The sequence below is a fragment of the Pseudodesulfovibrio halophilus DSM 5663 genome (assembly GCF_059568665.1).
In genome coordinates this window covers 51,219-67,413 of sequence record NZ_JCANTV010000012.1, presented here as the reverse complement: position 1 = coordinate 67,413, position 16,195 = coordinate 51,219, and the positions used below count along the sequence as shown (strand labels likewise).

Below are 16,195 nucleotides of genomic sequence, written 5' to 3'. Positions count from 1 at the left end.
GCGGTGTTTAGTTCAGCTCGGGGCTGTCCTTGAGGAACAGCAGGTACCGTTGGCCGGATATCATCTGCCTGTCCACAGGCAGAAGGTACTCCGGTTTCGGGTCGATCTCTTCCCAGTGCTTCTCACGAATGATGAGCGCGGCCTTGTCGTTGGCTTCCAGCTCCGCCTCGATCGTCTCCCAGTTGTGGGATTCGAAAAGTTCGTGCTGAGAATAATAAGAGAAGATGCCCGAATAGATTTTGTAAGCCATGGGTTCATAGCCACGCTCGGCATAGTCCTTGAGGATCAGCGCCTGCCGCTTGGGACTCAGGGCGTTGTCCAGGGACGGGGCCACAAGCGTCCCCACGGGCAACAGCCAGAGGGTGACCACGAGCGGCATGAGCAGCAGTCCCGGTTTCCAGCCTCTGTCTGCGACATACCAGAGCGCGCCGGCTGCCGCCAGCAGGACGCTCCCGGCGATGCCCGCGCCCCTGAGCTGGGTCGGGAGCGGAAACAGGTCGCCGCCGAAAAGCAGGACGGCTCCGAGCAGGGCGAACAGCCCGGCCGATGCCAGCCAGACGCGCCGAATCCTGTCGGACGACCAACGCGAAAGAGCGTCCGCCGTGATGATCGCCATGGGCGGGAACATGGGCAGGATGTAGATCAGCACCTTGCCGGAAAGCGACGAAAGAAACACGAAGATGCTTACGGCCATGATCCAGCTGTATGCCAGATGTCCCGCGCTGTTGCGGTTTTGCCAGATGTTGCCCCAGAACGCCCCCTTGAGCAGTCTGCGGAAAGGGGCCCCGGCGAGTGCCAGCGTCCACGGGAGCCAGGCGGCAGGGAGGGCGATGAAGTAGTATTCCCAGCCTTCCTTGTGATGGAAGGTGTTGGTGGCGCGTTTGAGCACATGTTTGCCCAGAACCTGATCGAAAAGGTAGTCGAAGCCGCCCATGACCCAGACCACGCCGCCCAGCCACAGGGCCAGCATCCCGAGCATGGCGCCGAAGCCGATGAGCGTGTTGCGATGCAAGAAGCGTTTCAGGTTGCCGCTCCAGAGCAGGAAAAGCAGCGTGGTCAGCAGCGGGAACAGGAAGCCGAGCGGCCCCTTGATCAGCGTTGCCACGCCCGCGAGCAGAAAGCCCCACACGGGCCAGAGCCCCGGCCTGTCAGTGGAGTAGGCCTTGAAGAAGGCGGCGTGCGAGGCGAGAATGAAGGCCCCGAACAGCAGGTCCATGCGGGAGTAGTGGAACAGCGCACACAGAAACAGCGAGCTGAGAAGGATCAGGGCGCTGCCGAGGCTGGTGCCGCGTCCCGCGCCGATGGTCCGCGCCAACAGGTAGCCGGCATAAACGAACAGTAGGCCCGAAAGGGCCGCGCCGATGAAAAAGACCGTGGGCATGTCCGCCGGGGTCACCTTGTCGATGACCCAGAGGAACCAGAAGTATACCGGTGGCTTGTCGGGGTAGGGCTGGCCGTTGAGGGCCAGCACGAGCCAGTCGCCCTTCACGACGAGGTTGCGGTAGGCGTCGGCGTAGCGGACTTCGTCCGAAAACCACAAGGCGCGATTGTTGAGCGAATGAAAGGTCTGGGCAAGGACCGTGAGGGTCATGACCAGCCAGGGGTGGCGCTCGCAGGCGTTCCAGATGCGTGCGGTCAGTTTTTTCATGCCTTATTTCCGTGAGAAGGTATGGATTGCGACAATGGACACGGAGCCGAGCAGCCAGCCGAAGAAGACGTCGGTCGGGTGGTGCATGCCGAGGTAGATGCGCGAATAGCCCACCAGGCCGATACCCACGCCGAGGGCGAGACTGAGCCAGTGGCGTCCGCAGAACAGGGCGAGAGCCCCGGCCGCGCCGGTAATCTCCGTGGTGTGTCCCGACGGCAGCGAGTGGTTCGCGCCGCTGTTGGTGAGCGGATCAAAGAACATTCCTTCTCCGGGGCGTGGTCTGCCGATGGTCATCTTGAGGAACCGTACGGTTATCAATGCGATGAGCAACTGCACGATGATGTAGACGAAGACGAACCGCTTCGTCCTCGCATCGCCGCGCTTCCACGCAACGATGAGCATGGTCAGAAAGACCGCGTAGAAGAACGGGTTGCCGAAGTCGGTCACGAAGTTCATGAACTGGGTCACTTCGGGGTGTTCGGCCCGGAAGCTGGAAAAGAAAGAGACCACTTCCGCTTCGGTGCCGATCAGTGTCACCGTGGCAGCGAGCGCAACCAGCAGAGGCAGCGAGGTCAGCAGCCAGTCGACGAGAGGGCGTGCGCGATTCATTGATTGTCCGTGGGGTTATTCGGTGCCGGATTCGCCTTCGGGGAAGGCTTCCCAGGTGTAGCGTTCCCAGACTTCGCGGGAAGCGCCGAGCTCCTGCAGGATGTCGTGCAGTTCGCGGCCTTCCTTCTTCCAGTACTTGTACTCGTGCTCGGCACACTCGAAAGGAATCACGAGGTCGCCGTCTTCATCGAGGTAGGGTTTGCCAGTGTCCATGGGTCGGGACCATTTCACGAAACGGCCCGGAATTCAAGATGCAAACAGCGAAACCCCGGCAGGAGGCGTTCCGTGCCGGGGCTTTCGCTATCAAGCCGAATGCTTACGCGGCCTGCGTGCCGCAGACGAAGCGATCCACTTCCCGCACCTTCTTGATGATGGATTTGGAGATGCGCTTGAACTCGCCGAAGTCGCGCGGTTCGTACTTCGCCTTGGCGCGGGTCAACCCGGCGAGGTTCAGCGTTTCGTTGAAGAGATACGGCAGGTACACCGGGTTCTGCTTCACGAAGAAATCCACTTCCTGAAGCGCCTTGTGAATCTCCTGCTGATTGTTGTTGCAGTTGCGGAAGAGCTTGCCGAGGCGCTTTTCGATGTGCCTGAGCGAGTTGGACCACTCGTGGCTCTCGGGCCGTATCTGCATGGTGTGATTCATGGCGCGGCACTGATACAGCTCGTCCATGAAGCGCTCCACCGAGCCGGGGGCGGAAGAAAAAGCGCCCTGCGACCACGCTTCCTGAAGCGTCATCCTGCGGCTGCCCGCGATGGGCGCGCCGCCGCCGTACACGTTGTAGACCGGGAAGGGAGCTTTCTTGAGGTCCTCCTCGAGGTCGCGCTTGGCGCTGAGGTACTGCGGCGTGGAGATGATCTCCTGACCGTCCATGTTGCGCAGCTTCTGGTGCTTGGCGGGGTTGAACTTGAAATTCCGGTTGGTGGCGTGGTGGCCTTCGGCATGGGAGCGCTGATTGATCCACGCGAAGTCCTGCCCCACGAGCGTGATGTGGCCGACGCCCAGCCAGCGCAGCAGGCGGGCCAGCGTCAGGGAAACGTTACCGCCCGCGTCCAGAACCAGCTCGCGTCCCTTCATCAGATACGTGCCGAGGCCGCCGACGGTCCAGAGCGGGATGGTGGGGCCGGGGTAGTGCTCCAGCACATACGGGTCCACCTTGGTGGAGTAAATGAGCGGTACGTCGCGGGCGAACTCCGGATCGAGCCGATCGTAGATCTTGCGCATGGAGCCGTCGAAGTCCAGCGCCATGCACAGGTCCGGTTTCAGGCCGTAACGCTGGAGTACCGGCATGGTCTGCAAAGCCGTGGTATAGAGCGCGTGACCACGCTCTTCCTTGAGAGCCGGGGCGTTGTCGGCCAGAGACGGGCCGGCGCCGAGGATAACCGCGCCGACGCCTGTGCCGCGGCTTTCCATGGGCTTGAGAGACCCTTCGCTCATGGCGCGGCGGAAGTTGCGCAGCTCGTTGCCGACCATGACGTCCTGCCGATAGCGCAGGGTGGTCAGCTCCAGTGAGAAGTTTTCCAGCTTGTCGCGGCAGATGCGGGCCCATTTGGCATACTCGGGGCCGAGCTGTCTGCTGGCGGTGTCCGAGCGCAGGTGGATGTTGCCGTAGATGAACTGCAGGTCGAGGTTCTTGATGACCTCGTACAGGTAATTTTCGTCCGGCGGACAGAAATGCAGCTTCTTGGAGCGCACGAAGGGGCGGTAGTCGGTCTGCCCCAGGCAGGCGAGCAGCATCTCGGGGCGCGGTTCCAGAACGATTACCTTGTGCGAATCCGGTGAGTTGGAGAGCACGTGGTTGAGTCCGTAGCCCACGTTGCAGCCCACGATCAGCGTGGCGCTGGTGTGCGGCTTGTTCTGAGGAATCCAGTCCCGGTACAGCACGTTGGGCGTCATCTCGTCGAACATGCCCTTTTCCAGACCGTCCAGCCGCCAGTCGAGGATGCCGTGCGAGTTCTCGAAGAGCCGCTCGTTGAGTTCGTCGGCCTCGTAGTTCTGGCCGGAGAGCCACATATACACGGGCGGGCACATTTCCTTGAACCCTTCTATGTTGTCCTTCAGAAACGGAAATCCGATCATCCTAAGGTCCTTTGCTTGCGTTTGCCGGGCTGTGTCTCTGCTCGCCGCATCAACACGCGTCACCACAACTCGCATCACTGTTTACAAATAGCATGCCAGTTGCGCCGTGCCGGATTTTGGCCTATTGTGCTCGCGTTGAACGTGCCTGAAATGCTCATGATTCCGGGGGAATAAAATGGAAAACGGCATCCTTGGCCTTATCGGGAACACGCCGCTCGTGGAACTCAAGCGGCTCAATCCCAATCCGCGCGTCAGGATTTTGGCAAAGCTGGAAACCGCCAATCCCGGCGGCTCGGTCAAGGATCGCGTGGCGTGGGCCATGATCCGGCGGGCCGAGGAAAACGGCGAGCTGAAGCCGGGCAGGATTCTCATCGAGGCCACCAGCGGCAACACCGGCATCGGCTTGGCCATGGTCGCCGCGGTCAAGGGCTATCCCATCCGGCTCATCATGCCCGAGACCGCCAGCGAGGAACGCAAGATGATCATGCGGGCCTACGGCGCGGAGATCGAGCTGACCCCCGGCCATCTCGCCACGGACGGAGCCATCGAGCTGGCCTACCGCATGGCTCGTGAAGAGCCGGACAAGTACGTTCTGCTCGATCAGTACAACAATCCCGCCTGCGTCGAGGCGCATTACGACGGCACCGGCCTCGAAATATGGGAACAGACCGGCGGTGAGGTGACGCACGCCGTTGCCTGCCTCGGCACCACCGGCACCGCCATGGGCATGGCCCGCCGCCTGCACGAGATGGGCGGCGTGTTCGTGGCCGCGGTGGAACCATATGAGGGCCACCGGATTCAGGGCCTCAAGAATATGCATGAGTCCTACCCGCCCGGTATTTATGACAAGTCCGAACTGGACGCCGTGCTGCGCGTGGATGACGAGACCGCCTTCGATCTCTGCCGCAGACTGGCGTCCGAAGAAGGCATTTTCGCGGGCATGAGTTCCGGTGCAGCCCTCGGCGGCGCTATTCGGCTGGCCGAAGACATGGAGCAGGGTACCATCGTGGTCCTGTTCCCGGACGGCGGCGAACGCTATCTCTCAACCCCGCTTTTCGCGCCTCGCACCCGGCAGGGCGTACGCGTATACGACGTGGCCCGCGCCGGAAAGGAGCTGGTCAGGACCGAGCAGGGCACCGGCATCTACACCATGGGGCCGAGCCTTGACAATCCGGGCGGTCTGGATTCGTGGCGGCGTGTTCTCGTGGCCGACGTCCTGTCCCGGCATCTGGCCCTGCGCGGCGTGGACGTGACCCCGGTCGCCGGCCTGTCCGACATGGACGACCGCACCCTCGCCGCGGCCCGCGCCCGAGACGCATCCAGAGCCGAATTCGCCGATCGCACCCGACGGACGATTCTGGATACCGCAAAAGAGCTCGGTGTTTCGGAAACCATGCTTTTCCCCCTGACCGGCCACAGCGAAGGAACCGCCCTCGACCTGTGCCGCAAGATGCTCGGCAAAGGGTTGGCCTACGAAAAGCTCCGCAGCGTCTATTTCGACATATTCCGAGACCCCCGCTACGGAGCTTTCGGCCTGCAGGACCCGGAACATCTCTCCGCCGGAAAGACCGTTGATCTCGACGCCTACGTCAAGGACAATCCATTCGACTTCACCCTGCTCAAACGAGCCACTCTGCTGGATCTCAAACTCGGCGATGTGCTTGAAACCGAGTGGGGCAACGTCCGGCCGAGCTGGTTCCTGCAGCACGCCGCCTGCGCCACGGATGTCACCGGACGCACCGATATCTTCATAGGCAGCGAATCCCATCGGTTCCCGCATCTCGAAAACCTGCGCGCCATCTGGAGCAGCGCAGGACGCGAAGTGCAGGCATGGATGGTCGCCAACAGAACCGGCAGCGGCAGCCTCCACGGGGTGACCCAACTCATCGAGACCCTAGGCTCCGCCCACGCCGCCCGCATGTGGTTGCTCTCGACCCATTACCGCAAGCCCCTGACAGCCACCCAAGAAAACCTGCGCATGTGGGCCCGAAACTGGCACCGCGTTCAGGACGCCGCCGCCACCCTCGCCACCATGCAGGACGCCCCCGGCGACGACACCGACGACCGCGCAGAACAGATGGTCTTTGACCTCAATGCCGCGTTGCGCGAAGCCATGGACGACGACCTGGCCCTGCATCACTTCTGGCCCGCACTCTTTACCTTCGCCAAAAGCATCAACACTCTGTCGGCAGAGAAAAAGCTTTCGGGAAAAACCGCCCGGATGCTGCTCGAAGCACTTCAGTCCGCCGACCAGGTGCTCGGTATTCTCGACAATGACGCCCTGCCGTATTCGCTCTCGCAACTCCCCGAAGAGGTACGAGGGCTCGTTGCCGACCGCCAGAAAGCAAGAGCAGGAAAAAAATACGCCGAATCCGATCGGATCAGAGACATGCTGGCCACCAAGGGATTCAAAGTGGAAGACTCAAACCAAGGCCCCAGAGTATACCGGATTTAAGGCAATGCCTCCGGGGGGGCAGGGGCGCGCCCTGCCCGCCGGAGGCCTCTTTGGCGTATGAATGATGGTCTCTAGGACAAGAGAAAACGGAGCCGCCGAAGTGGCTCCGTTTTCCTGTGGGTGCCCCACGAGGGGGTGAGGGGCACCGAGATGACGCCATGCTGTCCTGGCGGGATATGGATCGGACGGATATCCCGCGACGGTTTGCACGGTAAAGCCGCATATCGACTTGTAGATACAAGGCTATCGTACAAACTCGCCCTTGGCAAGTACATACTCCGATCTTTTACGCCTTAGGCTATTATAATAAACACTCTAAATGCTACCTGAAAAGGTGTGAAAACTCCCCGTAGCCTTGTTCTTCCAGCTGGTCCGCCGGAATGAAGCGCAGGGCTGCGGAATTCAGGCAGTAGCGCAAGCCGGTTGGCTCCGGTCCATCGTTGAACACATGGCCGAGGTGTGAGTCGGCGTGCTTGGAGCGGACTTCGATGCGGCGCATGAACAGGGAGTTGTCTTCGTGTTCGGTGACGTTCTCGTCAACCAGCGGTTTGGTGAAGCTGGGCCAGCCGGTACCGGAATCGAACTTATCCGTGGAGCTGAAGAGCGGCTCCCCGGAGATGATGTCCACGTATATTCCGGGCTCGTGATTGTCCCAGTACTCATTGTTGAAGGCCGGTTCGGTGCCGTCTTTGCGGGTCACTTCGTACTGGAGCGGGGTGAGCGTCTTTTTCAGCTCCGCGTCGGACGGGATGGTATACTGCCCCTTTTTCTCGGGCTGTTCGGGCTTGGTGACGCTGACGGATTCCTCGCCTTCCCACTTGTTCTCCGTGTAGCGGTCCCGTCCGGAGAAGAAGCGGTAGGTCTTATAGCGCACAGGGTTCTTCTTGTAGTAGTCCTGATGATACTGTTCAGCCTCGTAGAATGTGGAGAAGGGCAGAACCTTCGTGGCTACGGGCTTGTCGAACCGACCGGATTCGTTCAGGGCCTGTATGGACTCCTGCGCGACGCGTTTCTGGTCTTCGTCGTGATAGAAAATGGCCGAGGTGTACTGAAAGCCTCTGTCGCCGAAGGATCCGCCTTCGTCGGTGGGGTCGTGATGTCTCCAGAATGACTGGAGGATGGTTTCGTAGTCGATCACTCCCGGATCGAAGTACACCTGTACGGCTTCGCGATGCTTGGTGCTTCCGGAACTGACCTGTTCATAGGTCGGGTTCTCGAGATCGCCGCCCGCGTAGCCGGAGACGGCCTTGGCGACTCCGGGCAGTTTTTCCATATCCGCTTCGACGCACCAGAAACAGCCTCCAGCGAGGGTGGCTACGGAAAGATCACTTTGTTGTCCGGGCATGCGTGCCTCCGATTGTTTCGCCATGGGAAAGGAAAAGGCCCCGGCGGTGAGCAGGAAAGCAAGAGCCGCAATGAAGGAGAGGGCTGTATGTCTGTTCATGGATTCTCCCAGTTGAGAATTTTTACCACATAAACAGAGTAACCGGATACGGGCGCAAGTCAACGTCGGGGGTAAAGAAAAATGCGTATCGTCCGATGGGACGTGTAAGGCAAGGTAAAAAAGCAAGGAGACCATCATGGAAGGTACCACTATCGCAGCACCCAGTAATCAGGGTACGGATATGGCCGAACAGATGAAGAGACTTGCCAAGCTGCGTATGCAGCGTCAGGTGTTCAAGGACCCGACCGTTGCCAGCGAGCTGGTCAAGACTCAGGCCACCGCAACCTACAACGCCGAAGCCAATCTCGTACAGTCGGCGGTATCCCCGCTTGGATCCGCCTAGTTTCGAGAAAGGCTCCGAATGAAGTGGCCCCGCCGGATCGTATCCGGCGGGGCCGCTTTCGTTTTCTCTGAAGGGCGTCGGGTTAGCCTTTCTTGGCGATCTTGGCCCAGCTGTCGCGCAGGGTGGCGGTGCGGTTGAAGACCAGCTTTTCGCCCGGCGCGTGATCCTTGGCGTCGGCGATGAAGTAGCCGGTGCGCTCGAACTGGAAGTGGGTGCCGGGTTCGATGTCGGCGAGTGCCGGTTCAACGAAACATTCGGTGCGCACTTCCTTGGAGTCCGGGTTCAGGCAGTCGATGAAGGTGCGCCCTTCGCCGGGGTTGCCGGGCCTGTCTTCGGAGAAGAGTCGTTCGTATAGCCGCACTTCGGCCTTGGCCGCGTGCGCGGCGCTGACCCAGTGGATGGTCCCCTTGACCTTGCGGCCGTCGTCGGACCATCCGCCGCGGGTGGCGGGATCGTAGGTGCAGCGAACAGCGGTGATGTTGCCGTCCTCGTCCTTGTCGCAGCCGGTGCAGGTCACGTAGTAGGCAAAGCGCAGCCGGACTTCCTTGCCCGGCGTCAGGCGGAAGTATTTCTTGGGCGCGTCCTCCATGAAGTCGGCACGGTCGATGATCAGTTCCCGGCCGAAGGGGACTGTGCGGGTGCCCACGGATTCGTCTTCGGGATGCAGCGGCATCTCGAAAACGTCTTCTCCGTCTTCGGGGTAGTTCTCGATGATCAGCTTCACGGGATCGAGTACACCCAGGTAGCGCGGAGCGCGTTCGTTCAGGTCCTGCCGCACGCAGTGTTCGAGCAGGGCGTATTCCACCATGGAGTCCGCCTTGGCAACGCCGATGCGGTCGCAGAAGTCGCGGATGGACTCGGGCGTGTAGCCGCGACGGCGGAAACCGGAGATGGTGGGCATGCGCGGGTCATCCCAGCCGTCAACGTGTCCCTCCTGCACCAGCTGGATGAGCTTGCGCTTGGAGAGCACGGTGCCGGAAATGTTCAGTCGCGCGAATTCGTACTGGTACGGACGCTCCTGCGGGGTGGCGCCCCCACCGAAGACTTCGGTTTCGTTCTCGCCGCAGGTCTCGGAGTCGATGCATTCGATGAGCGTGTCGAGTACCCAGTCGTAGAGCGGGCGGTTGTTCTCGAACTCAAGGGTGCAGATGGAGTGGGTGATGCCCTCGAAATAGTCGGACAGGCAGTGGGCGAAGTCGTACATGGGGTAGATGCACCATGCGTCGCCGGTGCGGTGATGGTCGGCGTGCTTGATGCGGTAGAGCGTCGGGTCGCGCAGGACCACGTTGGGCGAGGCCATGTCGATCTTGGCGCGCAGCACCCGTTCGCCGTCGCCGAACTCGCCTTTTCTCATGCGGCGCAAGAGGTCGAGGTTTTCCTCGACGGGGCGGTCGCGGTAGGGCGACTCCTTGCCGGGCTCCTTGAGGGTGCCGCGGTACTCGCGGATTTCCTCGGCGGAGAGGTCGTCCACGTAGGCCCTGCCGGAGCGGATGAAGAGTTCGGCCACTGCGTAGAACCGCTCGAAGTAGTCGGACGCGTAGAACTGGTTTTCGCCCCAGTCGAAGCCGAGCCAGCGCACGTCTTCCTTGATGGAGTCCACGTATTCCGTGTCTTCCTTCACCGGGTTGGTGTCGTCGAAGCGCAGGTTGCACTGCCCGTCGTAGTCGCGGGCGATGCCGAAATTGAGGCAGATGGATTTGGCGTGCCCAATGTGAAGGTAGCCGTTCGGCTCCGGCGGGAAGCGGGTAACGACCCGGTCGCCGTATTTGCCGTTTTCGAGGTCCTTGTCGATGATCTGGCGGACGAAGTCCTTGCCTTTCTCAGGTGCTTCGGGCTTGTTGCTCATGCGCTCTCCTAAGCTGTGCGTGCACTGGAAATATCTTGAGAAACCGCTGCGCGGCCGGGTGATTCCGTTGGAACACGGATACGGGAAAACCCCCTGTTGGTCAATGATCATGCGGGTTGCGAAGCGCGGACGAAAGAGGTAGGGGGTGCACCGATCAAATTGCAAGGAGACAACACATGTCGCTTTTCGTCATAGATGAATCGCTTTGCGCGCGCGACGGCCTGTGCGCAAGGGAATGTCCCGTGTCGTGCATCGACTGGGAAAAAGGCGGGCTGCCCGTGGAGAACGGCCGGACCGCCTCTCGCTGCATCGCCTGCGGGCACTGCATGGCCGTCTGCCCCAAGGGGGCGCTTCAGCTTACCGGGTTCGAGGGGACGGCGCGGCGGTATGCCAAGAAGGAGCTGCCCTCGCCTGAGCAGGCCGAGCTGTTGATGCAGACCCGTCGCTCCGTACGCGAGTACTCGGACAAGCCCGTGGACCGGGAGCTGCTTTCGCACCTGCTGAACGTGACCGAATATGCGCCCTCCGGTCACAACGCCCGGCCTGTCGGGTGGAGCGTGGCCGAAAGCCGCGCCAAGGTCGAGGCCGTCTGCGAGTCCGTGGCCGAGTGGATGGACATCGAGGTCAAGGCGCGTTCCGAAAAGTCCCGGGAGTACTTTCTCCCCGGCATCCTGCGTTACTGGCGCAGGGGGCGCGACCTCATATGTCGCGGTGCTCCGGCCCTGGCTGTCTGTCATGCGCCCCTGAACGGTCCCACGCCGCAGGAGGACGCCGTGGTGGCGCTGACCTATCTGGAGCTGGCTGCCCATGCCCACGGCCTCGGTGCCTGTTGGGGCGGGCTGGTCAAGTTCGCCTGCGACTCGCATGCGCCGCTTCGCGAACTGCTGGGCGTGCCCGAAGATCATGCCGTGCACGGCGTGCTGATGCTCGGCAAGCCCAGGGTCCGCTATGGTGCCGTACCGCCGAGACGCCCCGCTTCGGTGCGCTGGCTGTAGCGCATCGGATGCCTCACGAGTGAAAAAAGCGGGCTACTCTTTACGGGTGGCCCGTTTTTTTGTTCGCAAACCCTTTTCCCCATGACGGAGCGGGCGTGTCATTCGGCCTGCGCGTAACGGATTTCGTTCGAACACCCTTCATTATAAATGGAAAAATCATTCGCCAATTCCTCCGTAGCCGCTAAAGTGAATTCAAATAATGAATATCCGGGAGTGGCGCGAATGGATATATTGGCCGAAAAGCGTGTGGCGTGGGAACCGCTGTTGGGGAGCGCCTTTTTCATCAGCCTGACGCCCATGCTCTGTTACAGGGTGCGTCCTGACGGGAGCAGGGGGCGCATAGAGGTCGTCAATCAGGCATTTTACGAAAAGTACGGGTACTCCCTTGACGCACTGAACAACATGACGGTCAAGGACCTTGACGCTCCGGAAGTTCGTCCTGCCGTTCCGCCGCTGTCCACTCGGTTCCGAGCGGCGTCTTCCAGATCATTTGAAACGATTCACCAGACCGCGTCCGGGGCACGGGTGGCCGTGGAGGTCCGGGCCGGGCTGATCGAATCGGAGGACGGGCGTTTTGTGGTGGCCGGGATGCAGCCGCGCGAGGATTATGTCCCGTCCGAGGAGTCGGATCGGCGGCGCGAGCGAATCTGCTCCGGCGTGCGCGAACTGGAGGAGCTCAACGAGGACCTCGCCCAGAAGGATCTGGAATTGCGCCGCCGCGAGGCGCAGTTCGATACGGCCCGGGAACTCGGAGGCATAGGCAGCTGGAGCGTCAACCTTCAGACGGGCGAGAAGTACTGGTCCGATGAAGTCTACAGCATAACCGGCTTCGAGAAGGGGACCGGGCCCGTGGGTCGGGACGAGCTGATGCGGCTGGTCCGGGAACAGGACCGGGTCATGGTGGAGAAGAGTTTTCTGGAGTGCATCAAGGATGGGCGCGGAATGGATGTCCGGTTCGGCATCACCGGACATGACGGCGTGGAGCGGCATGTCCACGTCCGGGCGCTGGTGGAGCAGGACACGGATGAGAAGAGCGTCTGGATGCACGGCTTCGTGCGCGACGTCTCCGATGATTACCGTCGGGCAGCGCGGGCCCGCAGCAGCGAGGACATGTTCCGCTCGCTGTTTCTGAGCAGTTCGTCCGTCATGATGCTCATCGATCCCGACACCGGCACCATCGTCAGGCCGAACGCCGCTGCGTGCCGCTTTTACGGGTACAGCAGAAACGAACTCATAGGAAAGCCCATCGGCGAGATCAACATGCTCTCGGAGGACACTCTGGGCGAGCGCATTTCTCAGGCAGCTTCCGAGCAGAAGCGGCGTTTTCATTTCCAGCATCGGCTCGCAAACGGGGAAATCCGCGATGTGGATGTGTTCTCGGGGCCGGTGAACGTGCTGGGAAAGCGGCTGCTGTATTCCATTGTCATCGACATGACCGAAGAGCGGCGGGCCGAAGAGGAGCTCAAGCGGGCCAGAAACGAGGCTGTACAGGCCAACCGTGCCAAGAGCGAGTTCCTGGCCAACATGAGCCATGAGATACGCACCCCGCTCAACGGCGTGCTGGGCATGCTCCAGCTCTTGCGGCAGACGGTCCGCAGGGCAGAGGAGAAAGAGTACGTGGACACGGCGCTGGATTCCGGGCGCAACCTCCTGCGGCTGATCTCCGACATTCTCGACCTGTGCAAGGTGGAGGCTGGGCGCATGAGCGTGGAGAGCAACCGCTTCAACCCGCGCGAACTGGTTCAGAGCTCCACCGACCTGTTCCGGCGCGAAGCCCGAGAGAAGAATCTCACCCTGCGTTTCCGACAGAGCGGGCCGCTTCCCGAGTGGGTGCTCGGAGACGAGGTGCGCCTGCGCCAGATATTGTTCAATCTCATCGGCAACGCGGTAAAGTTCACTCATGTGGGCGGCGTTTCGGTTGAAGCCGGGCTGGTGAAGGACGCAAAGGGGCCGCTGCTGTGGGTCTGCATCAGGGACAGCGGGATCGGAATGCGCCCGTGGGAGGTTCCGAGGGTCTTCGAAACCTTTACGCAGGCCGACGGGTCGATTACCCGGACGTATCAGGGCAGCGGGCTGGGGCTGAGTATTGTCAGAAGGCTTGTGCAGCTCATGGACGGTACGCTCACGGTGGACACCGAGGAAGGCAACGGCACGACGATTGCCTTTACGGTGCGCCTGAAGCCTGATGAGGACGAGGCCGACAGCAAAGGCGAAAACGGACGCAGGAGCAAAGGTGAACACACCGCGATGACGGTTCTTTTGGTGGAGGATGAGCGGGTGAACCGAATCACCGCCAAAAGGATGCTCGAAAAAGAAGGGCATTCGGTTCTCTGCGCCGAGAACGGCAGGGAAGCGCTGGAGGTTCTCAACGGCACCCCGGACGTGGACTGCGTGCTCATGGACATCCAGATGCCCGTGATGGACGGCGTTGAGGCGCTGCGTCGAATCCGCGAGGGACGCACGGCCGCTTCCCCGGAGATCCCTGTCATCGCGCTGACGGCCCACGCCATGGCCGGAGACCGGGAGCGACTGATCGGCGAGGGCATGAGCGATTACATCTCCAAGCCCGTCGGAGCCATGGAGCTGCTCAGGACAGTGGATGCCGTCAAACTGAAGTAGCCCCCGCCTGACAGGAGGCGAGGGCTGCAAATGCGTTGTAAAGGCCGAGACTCCGTGGGGTCAGCCTTTTTTCCAGTACGGCGAGGACAGATCCTCGAAGGCGCTCATGGCGGCCACCGACCCTTCCCCTATGGCCGTGACGATCTGCTGCAATCCGCCCACGATGTCCCCGGCCGCGTAAATCCTCGGAATGCTCGTGCGCATGCGCGAATCCACTTCCACGAATCCCGCGTCGTCGGTCTTCAGGCCGATCATTCTGGCGAGGTCGTTTCCCGGAACCTGTCCTATGGCCATGAACACGGCGTTCACCGGGATGTCGGTTTGCGAGTCGTCCGCCACGTTTCGCACTCGCAGGTGGGTGAGTTCCTCGCTTTCGCCTTCGATGCTCTCCACCACTGTGTTCCAGAGCACGGGGATTCCCTGCTCCTGCACCGAATCAACAAGGGCCTGCTGCGCACGGAAGCTGTCGCGCCGGTGGATGATTGTCACGTCCACGCCGAGGCTCTTGAGGTGCAGGGCGTCGGTCAGTGCCGTGTTGCCGCCGCCGACCACCGCGGCCTTCTTTCCCTTGTACAGGAAGGCGTCGCATGAGGCGCAGAAGCTGACGCCCTTGCCCCAGTACTCGTCCTCGCCGGGGACGCCCAGCCTGCGGTAGACCGCCCCGGTGGACAGCACGAGCGCGCGGGCCACGTAGTGGCGCATGTTGCTGATGACCTCGATGTTGCGCCCCACCTTGATCTCGACGGCTTCCTCGCCTTCGCGCACGGTGGTGTACTCCCGGGCGTGCCGGGCCATGATGTCCACCAGCTGCATTCCCGGAACCGAGGGAAAGCCGGGATAGTTCTCGACCGTGGGGGTGGTCGCGATCTGCCCGCCCACGAGGTTCTTCTCCAGCACCACCGCGGTGAGTCCGGCGCGTTCGGCATAGATGCCCGCCGTGAGTCCTGCCGGGCCGCCGCCGATGATCACGAGGTCCACTTCTTCGGCGTTCTGCATGTCTCCCGCGCCGTGGCTGTGCGTGAAGTTCTCCGCGCTCTGCTTTGTCACCAGCTCCACCACGAACCGCTGTTCGGGAAAGAGCCCGTCCATGCGGTGTTCGCCGTCGTCCACCACGGTAAGTGGCACGGACCCGACGTTGTGGCTGCGCGAGAGCTCCTCGTTTTCTCCGGTTTCCACGCAGCGGGCGCGGACCAGCCCCGGCTTTTCGATGGCGCACTTGATGGCGTTGATCACCTGTCCCGGGCAGTAGGGGCAGGTTGGGCTGACGAAGACGTCCACGCTGCGCGGCTCGTCCAGTTCCGCCAACAGGTTTCTGGATTCTTCGGAAAGCCCGCTCTGCCCGAAGGATGCCAGCATGATGGCCGTAATGAAGGACTGCCCCTCCTCACCCAGCGGCGCACCGAGAAAACGGATGTCGTAATCATCCGGGTTAACCAGCAGGGTGGGTGATGCATCCACTTCGCGCTGGCGGGCCTGATCCGAGTCGAGGGAAAACTCCTCGTAGGAAATTTTGTCGCTCAACCTGTCGAGGTCCTTTACGAACTTCAGCAGGTACTCGTTGAACGGGGCGTTGATCTCCTCGCTGGTGAAGACTTCGAAGTGCACGTTGCCGGGCATCTTGGAGAAATGATCGGTGAGGTGCTTGCGCGAGTCTTCCGGGAGGAACCACTCCTCCTCGTCTTTGGTCTTATTGCTTTTAAAAAGGGACATCCATTTTCTCCGCTACGGTTTCTTGTATCGATACCCCATGACGCGCTCCAGAGACTCCTGAACCTTCTCCGGGTTCATGAGTTCGGCGAAGTCCTTGGCCGCCTGCTCCACATCGATCTTTTTTTCCTTCTGGGTGACCACGAGCGTGGGCCTTCCCTTTTCGTCCATGGCGTACCAGAGCGTTCTGGTGACCACCGAGTCCTCCTCGGTGAGCAGCTGTCGCCCTGAGTTGCCGAAAAAGGATTCCGCGAAAGCGGACTGCCTTTCGTGCCAGCTGTAGAGCACTTCCTCTCCCTGCGGCAGCGAACCTTCCACCTTGTTGCTCCAGGAGCATTCGTCGAATATGGCTTTGAGTCTGGACATGGCGACCTCCGTGCAAAAGTCCGGATTTTCGGAGATTGTTGCACAAAAGCGCGATCAGGGAAAGAGGCGGGACGTAAATTGAT

General features: G+C 61.4%; 12 protein-coding genes. 4 read left to right on the top strand and 8 right to left on the bottom strand.

Going from position 1 to position 16,195, the window contains the following annotated elements; all coding sequences use genetic code 11:
* Positions 1–7: 7 nt before the first annotated feature.
* From BR24_RS11025 to BR24_RS11010, 4 genes are all read right to left on the bottom strand, one after another.
* Positions 8–1,648, bottom strand: a complete 1,641-nt coding sequence (locus tag BR24_RS11025; RefSeq protein ID WP_496541538.1) for an ArnT family glycosyltransferase — start codon at positions 1,646–1,648, stop codon at positions 8–10.
* Between the two features lie 3 nt (positions 1,649–1,651).
* Positions 1,652–2,257, bottom strand: coding sequence for a phosphatase PAP2 family protein (locus BR24_RS11020; RefSeq protein ID WP_496541537.1), 606 nt, complete (start codon positions 2,255–2,257; stop codon positions 1,652–1,654).
* 15 nt (positions 2,258–2,272) lie between these two features.
* Positions 2,273–2,470, bottom strand: coding sequence for a hypothetical protein (locus tag BR24_RS11015; RefSeq protein WP_496541536.1), 198 nt, complete (start codon positions 2,468–2,470; stop codon positions 2,273–2,275).
* Between the two features lie 103 nt (positions 2,471–2,573).
* A complete protein-coding gene (locus BR24_RS11010) occupies positions 2,574–4,337 on the bottom strand; it encodes a motility associated factor glycosyltransferase family protein (RefSeq protein WP_496541535.1) in 1,764 nt (587 codons plus the stop codon).
* 175 nt (positions 4,338–4,512) lie between these two features.
* Here BR24_RS11010 and BR24_RS11005 point away from each other — a divergent pair, with 175 nt between their 5' ends.
* Positions 4,513–6,792, top strand: a complete 2,280-nt coding sequence (locus BR24_RS11005; RefSeq protein ID WP_496541534.1) for a cysteine synthase — start codon at positions 4,513–4,515, stop codon at positions 6,790–6,792.
* A 322-nt stretch (positions 6,793–7,114) separates the two neighbouring features.
* Here BR24_RS11005 and msrB read toward each other — a convergent pair whose 3' ends face one another.
* A complete protein-coding gene (gene msrB, locus BR24_RS11000) occupies positions 7,115–8,236 on the bottom strand; it encodes a peptide-methionine (R)-S-oxide reductase MsrB (protein ID WP_496541533.1) in 1,122 nt (373 codons plus the stop codon).
* A gap of 136 nt (positions 8,237–8,372) precedes the next feature.
* On the opposite strand from msrB, the gene BR24_RS10995 reads away from it, so the two are divergent.
* Complete coding sequence (locus tag BR24_RS10995; protein ID WP_496541532.1) at positions 8,373–8,579, top strand: hypothetical protein; 207 nt, start codon at positions 8,373–8,375, stop codon at positions 8,577–8,579.
* Positions 8,580–8,661: 82 nt separating this feature from the next.
* Here the strand turns inward: BR24_RS10995 and BR24_RS10990 are convergent, their stop codons facing one another.
* Positions 8,662–10,425, bottom strand: a complete 1,764-nt coding sequence (locus BR24_RS10990) for a glutamine--tRNA ligase/YqeY domain fusion protein (RefSeq protein WP_496541531.1) — start codon at positions 10,423–10,425, stop codon at positions 8,662–8,664.
* Positions 10,426–10,601: 176 nt separating this feature from the next.
* On the opposite strand from BR24_RS10990, the gene BR24_RS10985 reads away from it, so the two are divergent.
* Both BR24_RS10985 and BR24_RS10980 read left to right on the top strand, forming a co-directional pair.
* Positions 10,602–11,420, top strand: coding sequence for a nitroreductase family protein (locus tag BR24_RS10985; RefSeq protein ID WP_496541530.1), 819 nt, complete (start codon positions 10,602–10,604; stop codon positions 11,418–11,420).
* Positions 11,421–11,642: 222 nt separating this feature from the next.
* A complete protein-coding gene (locus BR24_RS10980; protein ID WP_496541529.1) occupies positions 11,643–14,039 on the top strand; it encodes a PAS domain S-box protein in 2,397 nt (798 codons plus the stop codon).
* A 60-nt stretch (positions 14,040–14,099) separates the two neighbouring features.
* Here BR24_RS10980 and BR24_RS10975 read toward each other — a convergent pair whose 3' ends face one another.
* Together BR24_RS10975 and BR24_RS10970 are read right to left on the bottom strand one after the other, a co-directional pair.
* Entirely contained in the window at positions 14,100–15,749 is a 1,650-nt protein-coding gene (locus tag BR24_RS10975; protein WP_496541528.1) for an FAD-dependent oxidoreductase, read from the bottom strand.
* Between the two features lie 12 nt (positions 15,750–15,761).
* Positions 15,762–16,112: a hypothetical protein gene (locus tag BR24_RS10970; protein WP_496541527.1), complete on the bottom strand. Its 351-nt coding sequence runs from the start codon at positions 16,110–16,112 to the stop codon at positions 15,762–15,764.
* Between the last annotated feature and the right edge of the window lie 83 nt (positions 16,113–16,195).

Excerpts from the sequence above, each read along its gene's own strand:
- BR24_RS11025 (WP_496541538.1), bottom strand. The coding sequence starts at position 1,648 with ATGAAAAAACTGACCGCACGCATCTGGAACGCCTGCGAGCGCCACCCC.
- BR24_RS11020 (WP_496541537.1), bottom strand. The coding sequence starts at position 2,257 with ATGAATCGCGCACGCCCTCTCGTCGACTGGCTGCTGACCTCGCTGCCT.
- BR24_RS11015 (WP_496541536.1), bottom strand. The coding sequence starts at position 2,470 with ATGGACACTGGCAAACCCTACCTCGATGAAGACGGCGACCTCGTGATT.
- BR24_RS11010 (WP_496541535.1), bottom strand. The coding sequence starts at position 4,337 with ATGATCGGATTTCCGTTTCTGAAGGACAACATAGAAGGGTTCAAGGAA.
- BR24_RS11005 (WP_496541534.1), top strand. The coding sequence starts at position 4,513 with ATGGAAAACGGCATCCTTGGCCTTATCGGGAACACGCCGCTCGTGGAA.
- msrB (WP_496541533.1), bottom strand. The coding sequence starts at position 8,236 with ATGAACAGACATACAGCCCTCTCCTTCATTGCGGCTCTTGCTTTCCTG.
- BR24_RS10995 (WP_496541532.1), top strand. The coding sequence starts at position 8,373 with ATGGAAGGTACCACTATCGCAGCACCCAGTAATCAGGGTACGGATATG.
- BR24_RS10990 (WP_496541531.1), bottom strand. The coding sequence starts at position 10,425 with ATGAGCAACAAGCCCGAAGCACCTGAGAAAGGCAAGGACTTCGTCCGC.
- BR24_RS10985 (WP_496541530.1), top strand. The coding sequence starts at position 10,602 with ATGTCGCTTTTCGTCATAGATGAATCGCTTTGCGCGCGCGACGGCCTG.
- BR24_RS10980 (WP_496541529.1), top strand. The coding sequence starts at position 11,643 with ATGGATATATTGGCCGAAAAGCGTGTGGCGTGGGAACCGCTGTTGGGG.
- BR24_RS10975 (WP_496541528.1), bottom strand. The coding sequence starts at position 15,749 with ATGTCCCTTTTTAAAAGCAATAAGACCAAAGACGAGGAGGAGTGGTTC.
- BR24_RS10970 (WP_496541527.1), bottom strand. The coding sequence starts at position 16,112 with ATGTCCAGACTCAAAGCCATATTCGACGAATGCTCCTGGAGCAACAAG.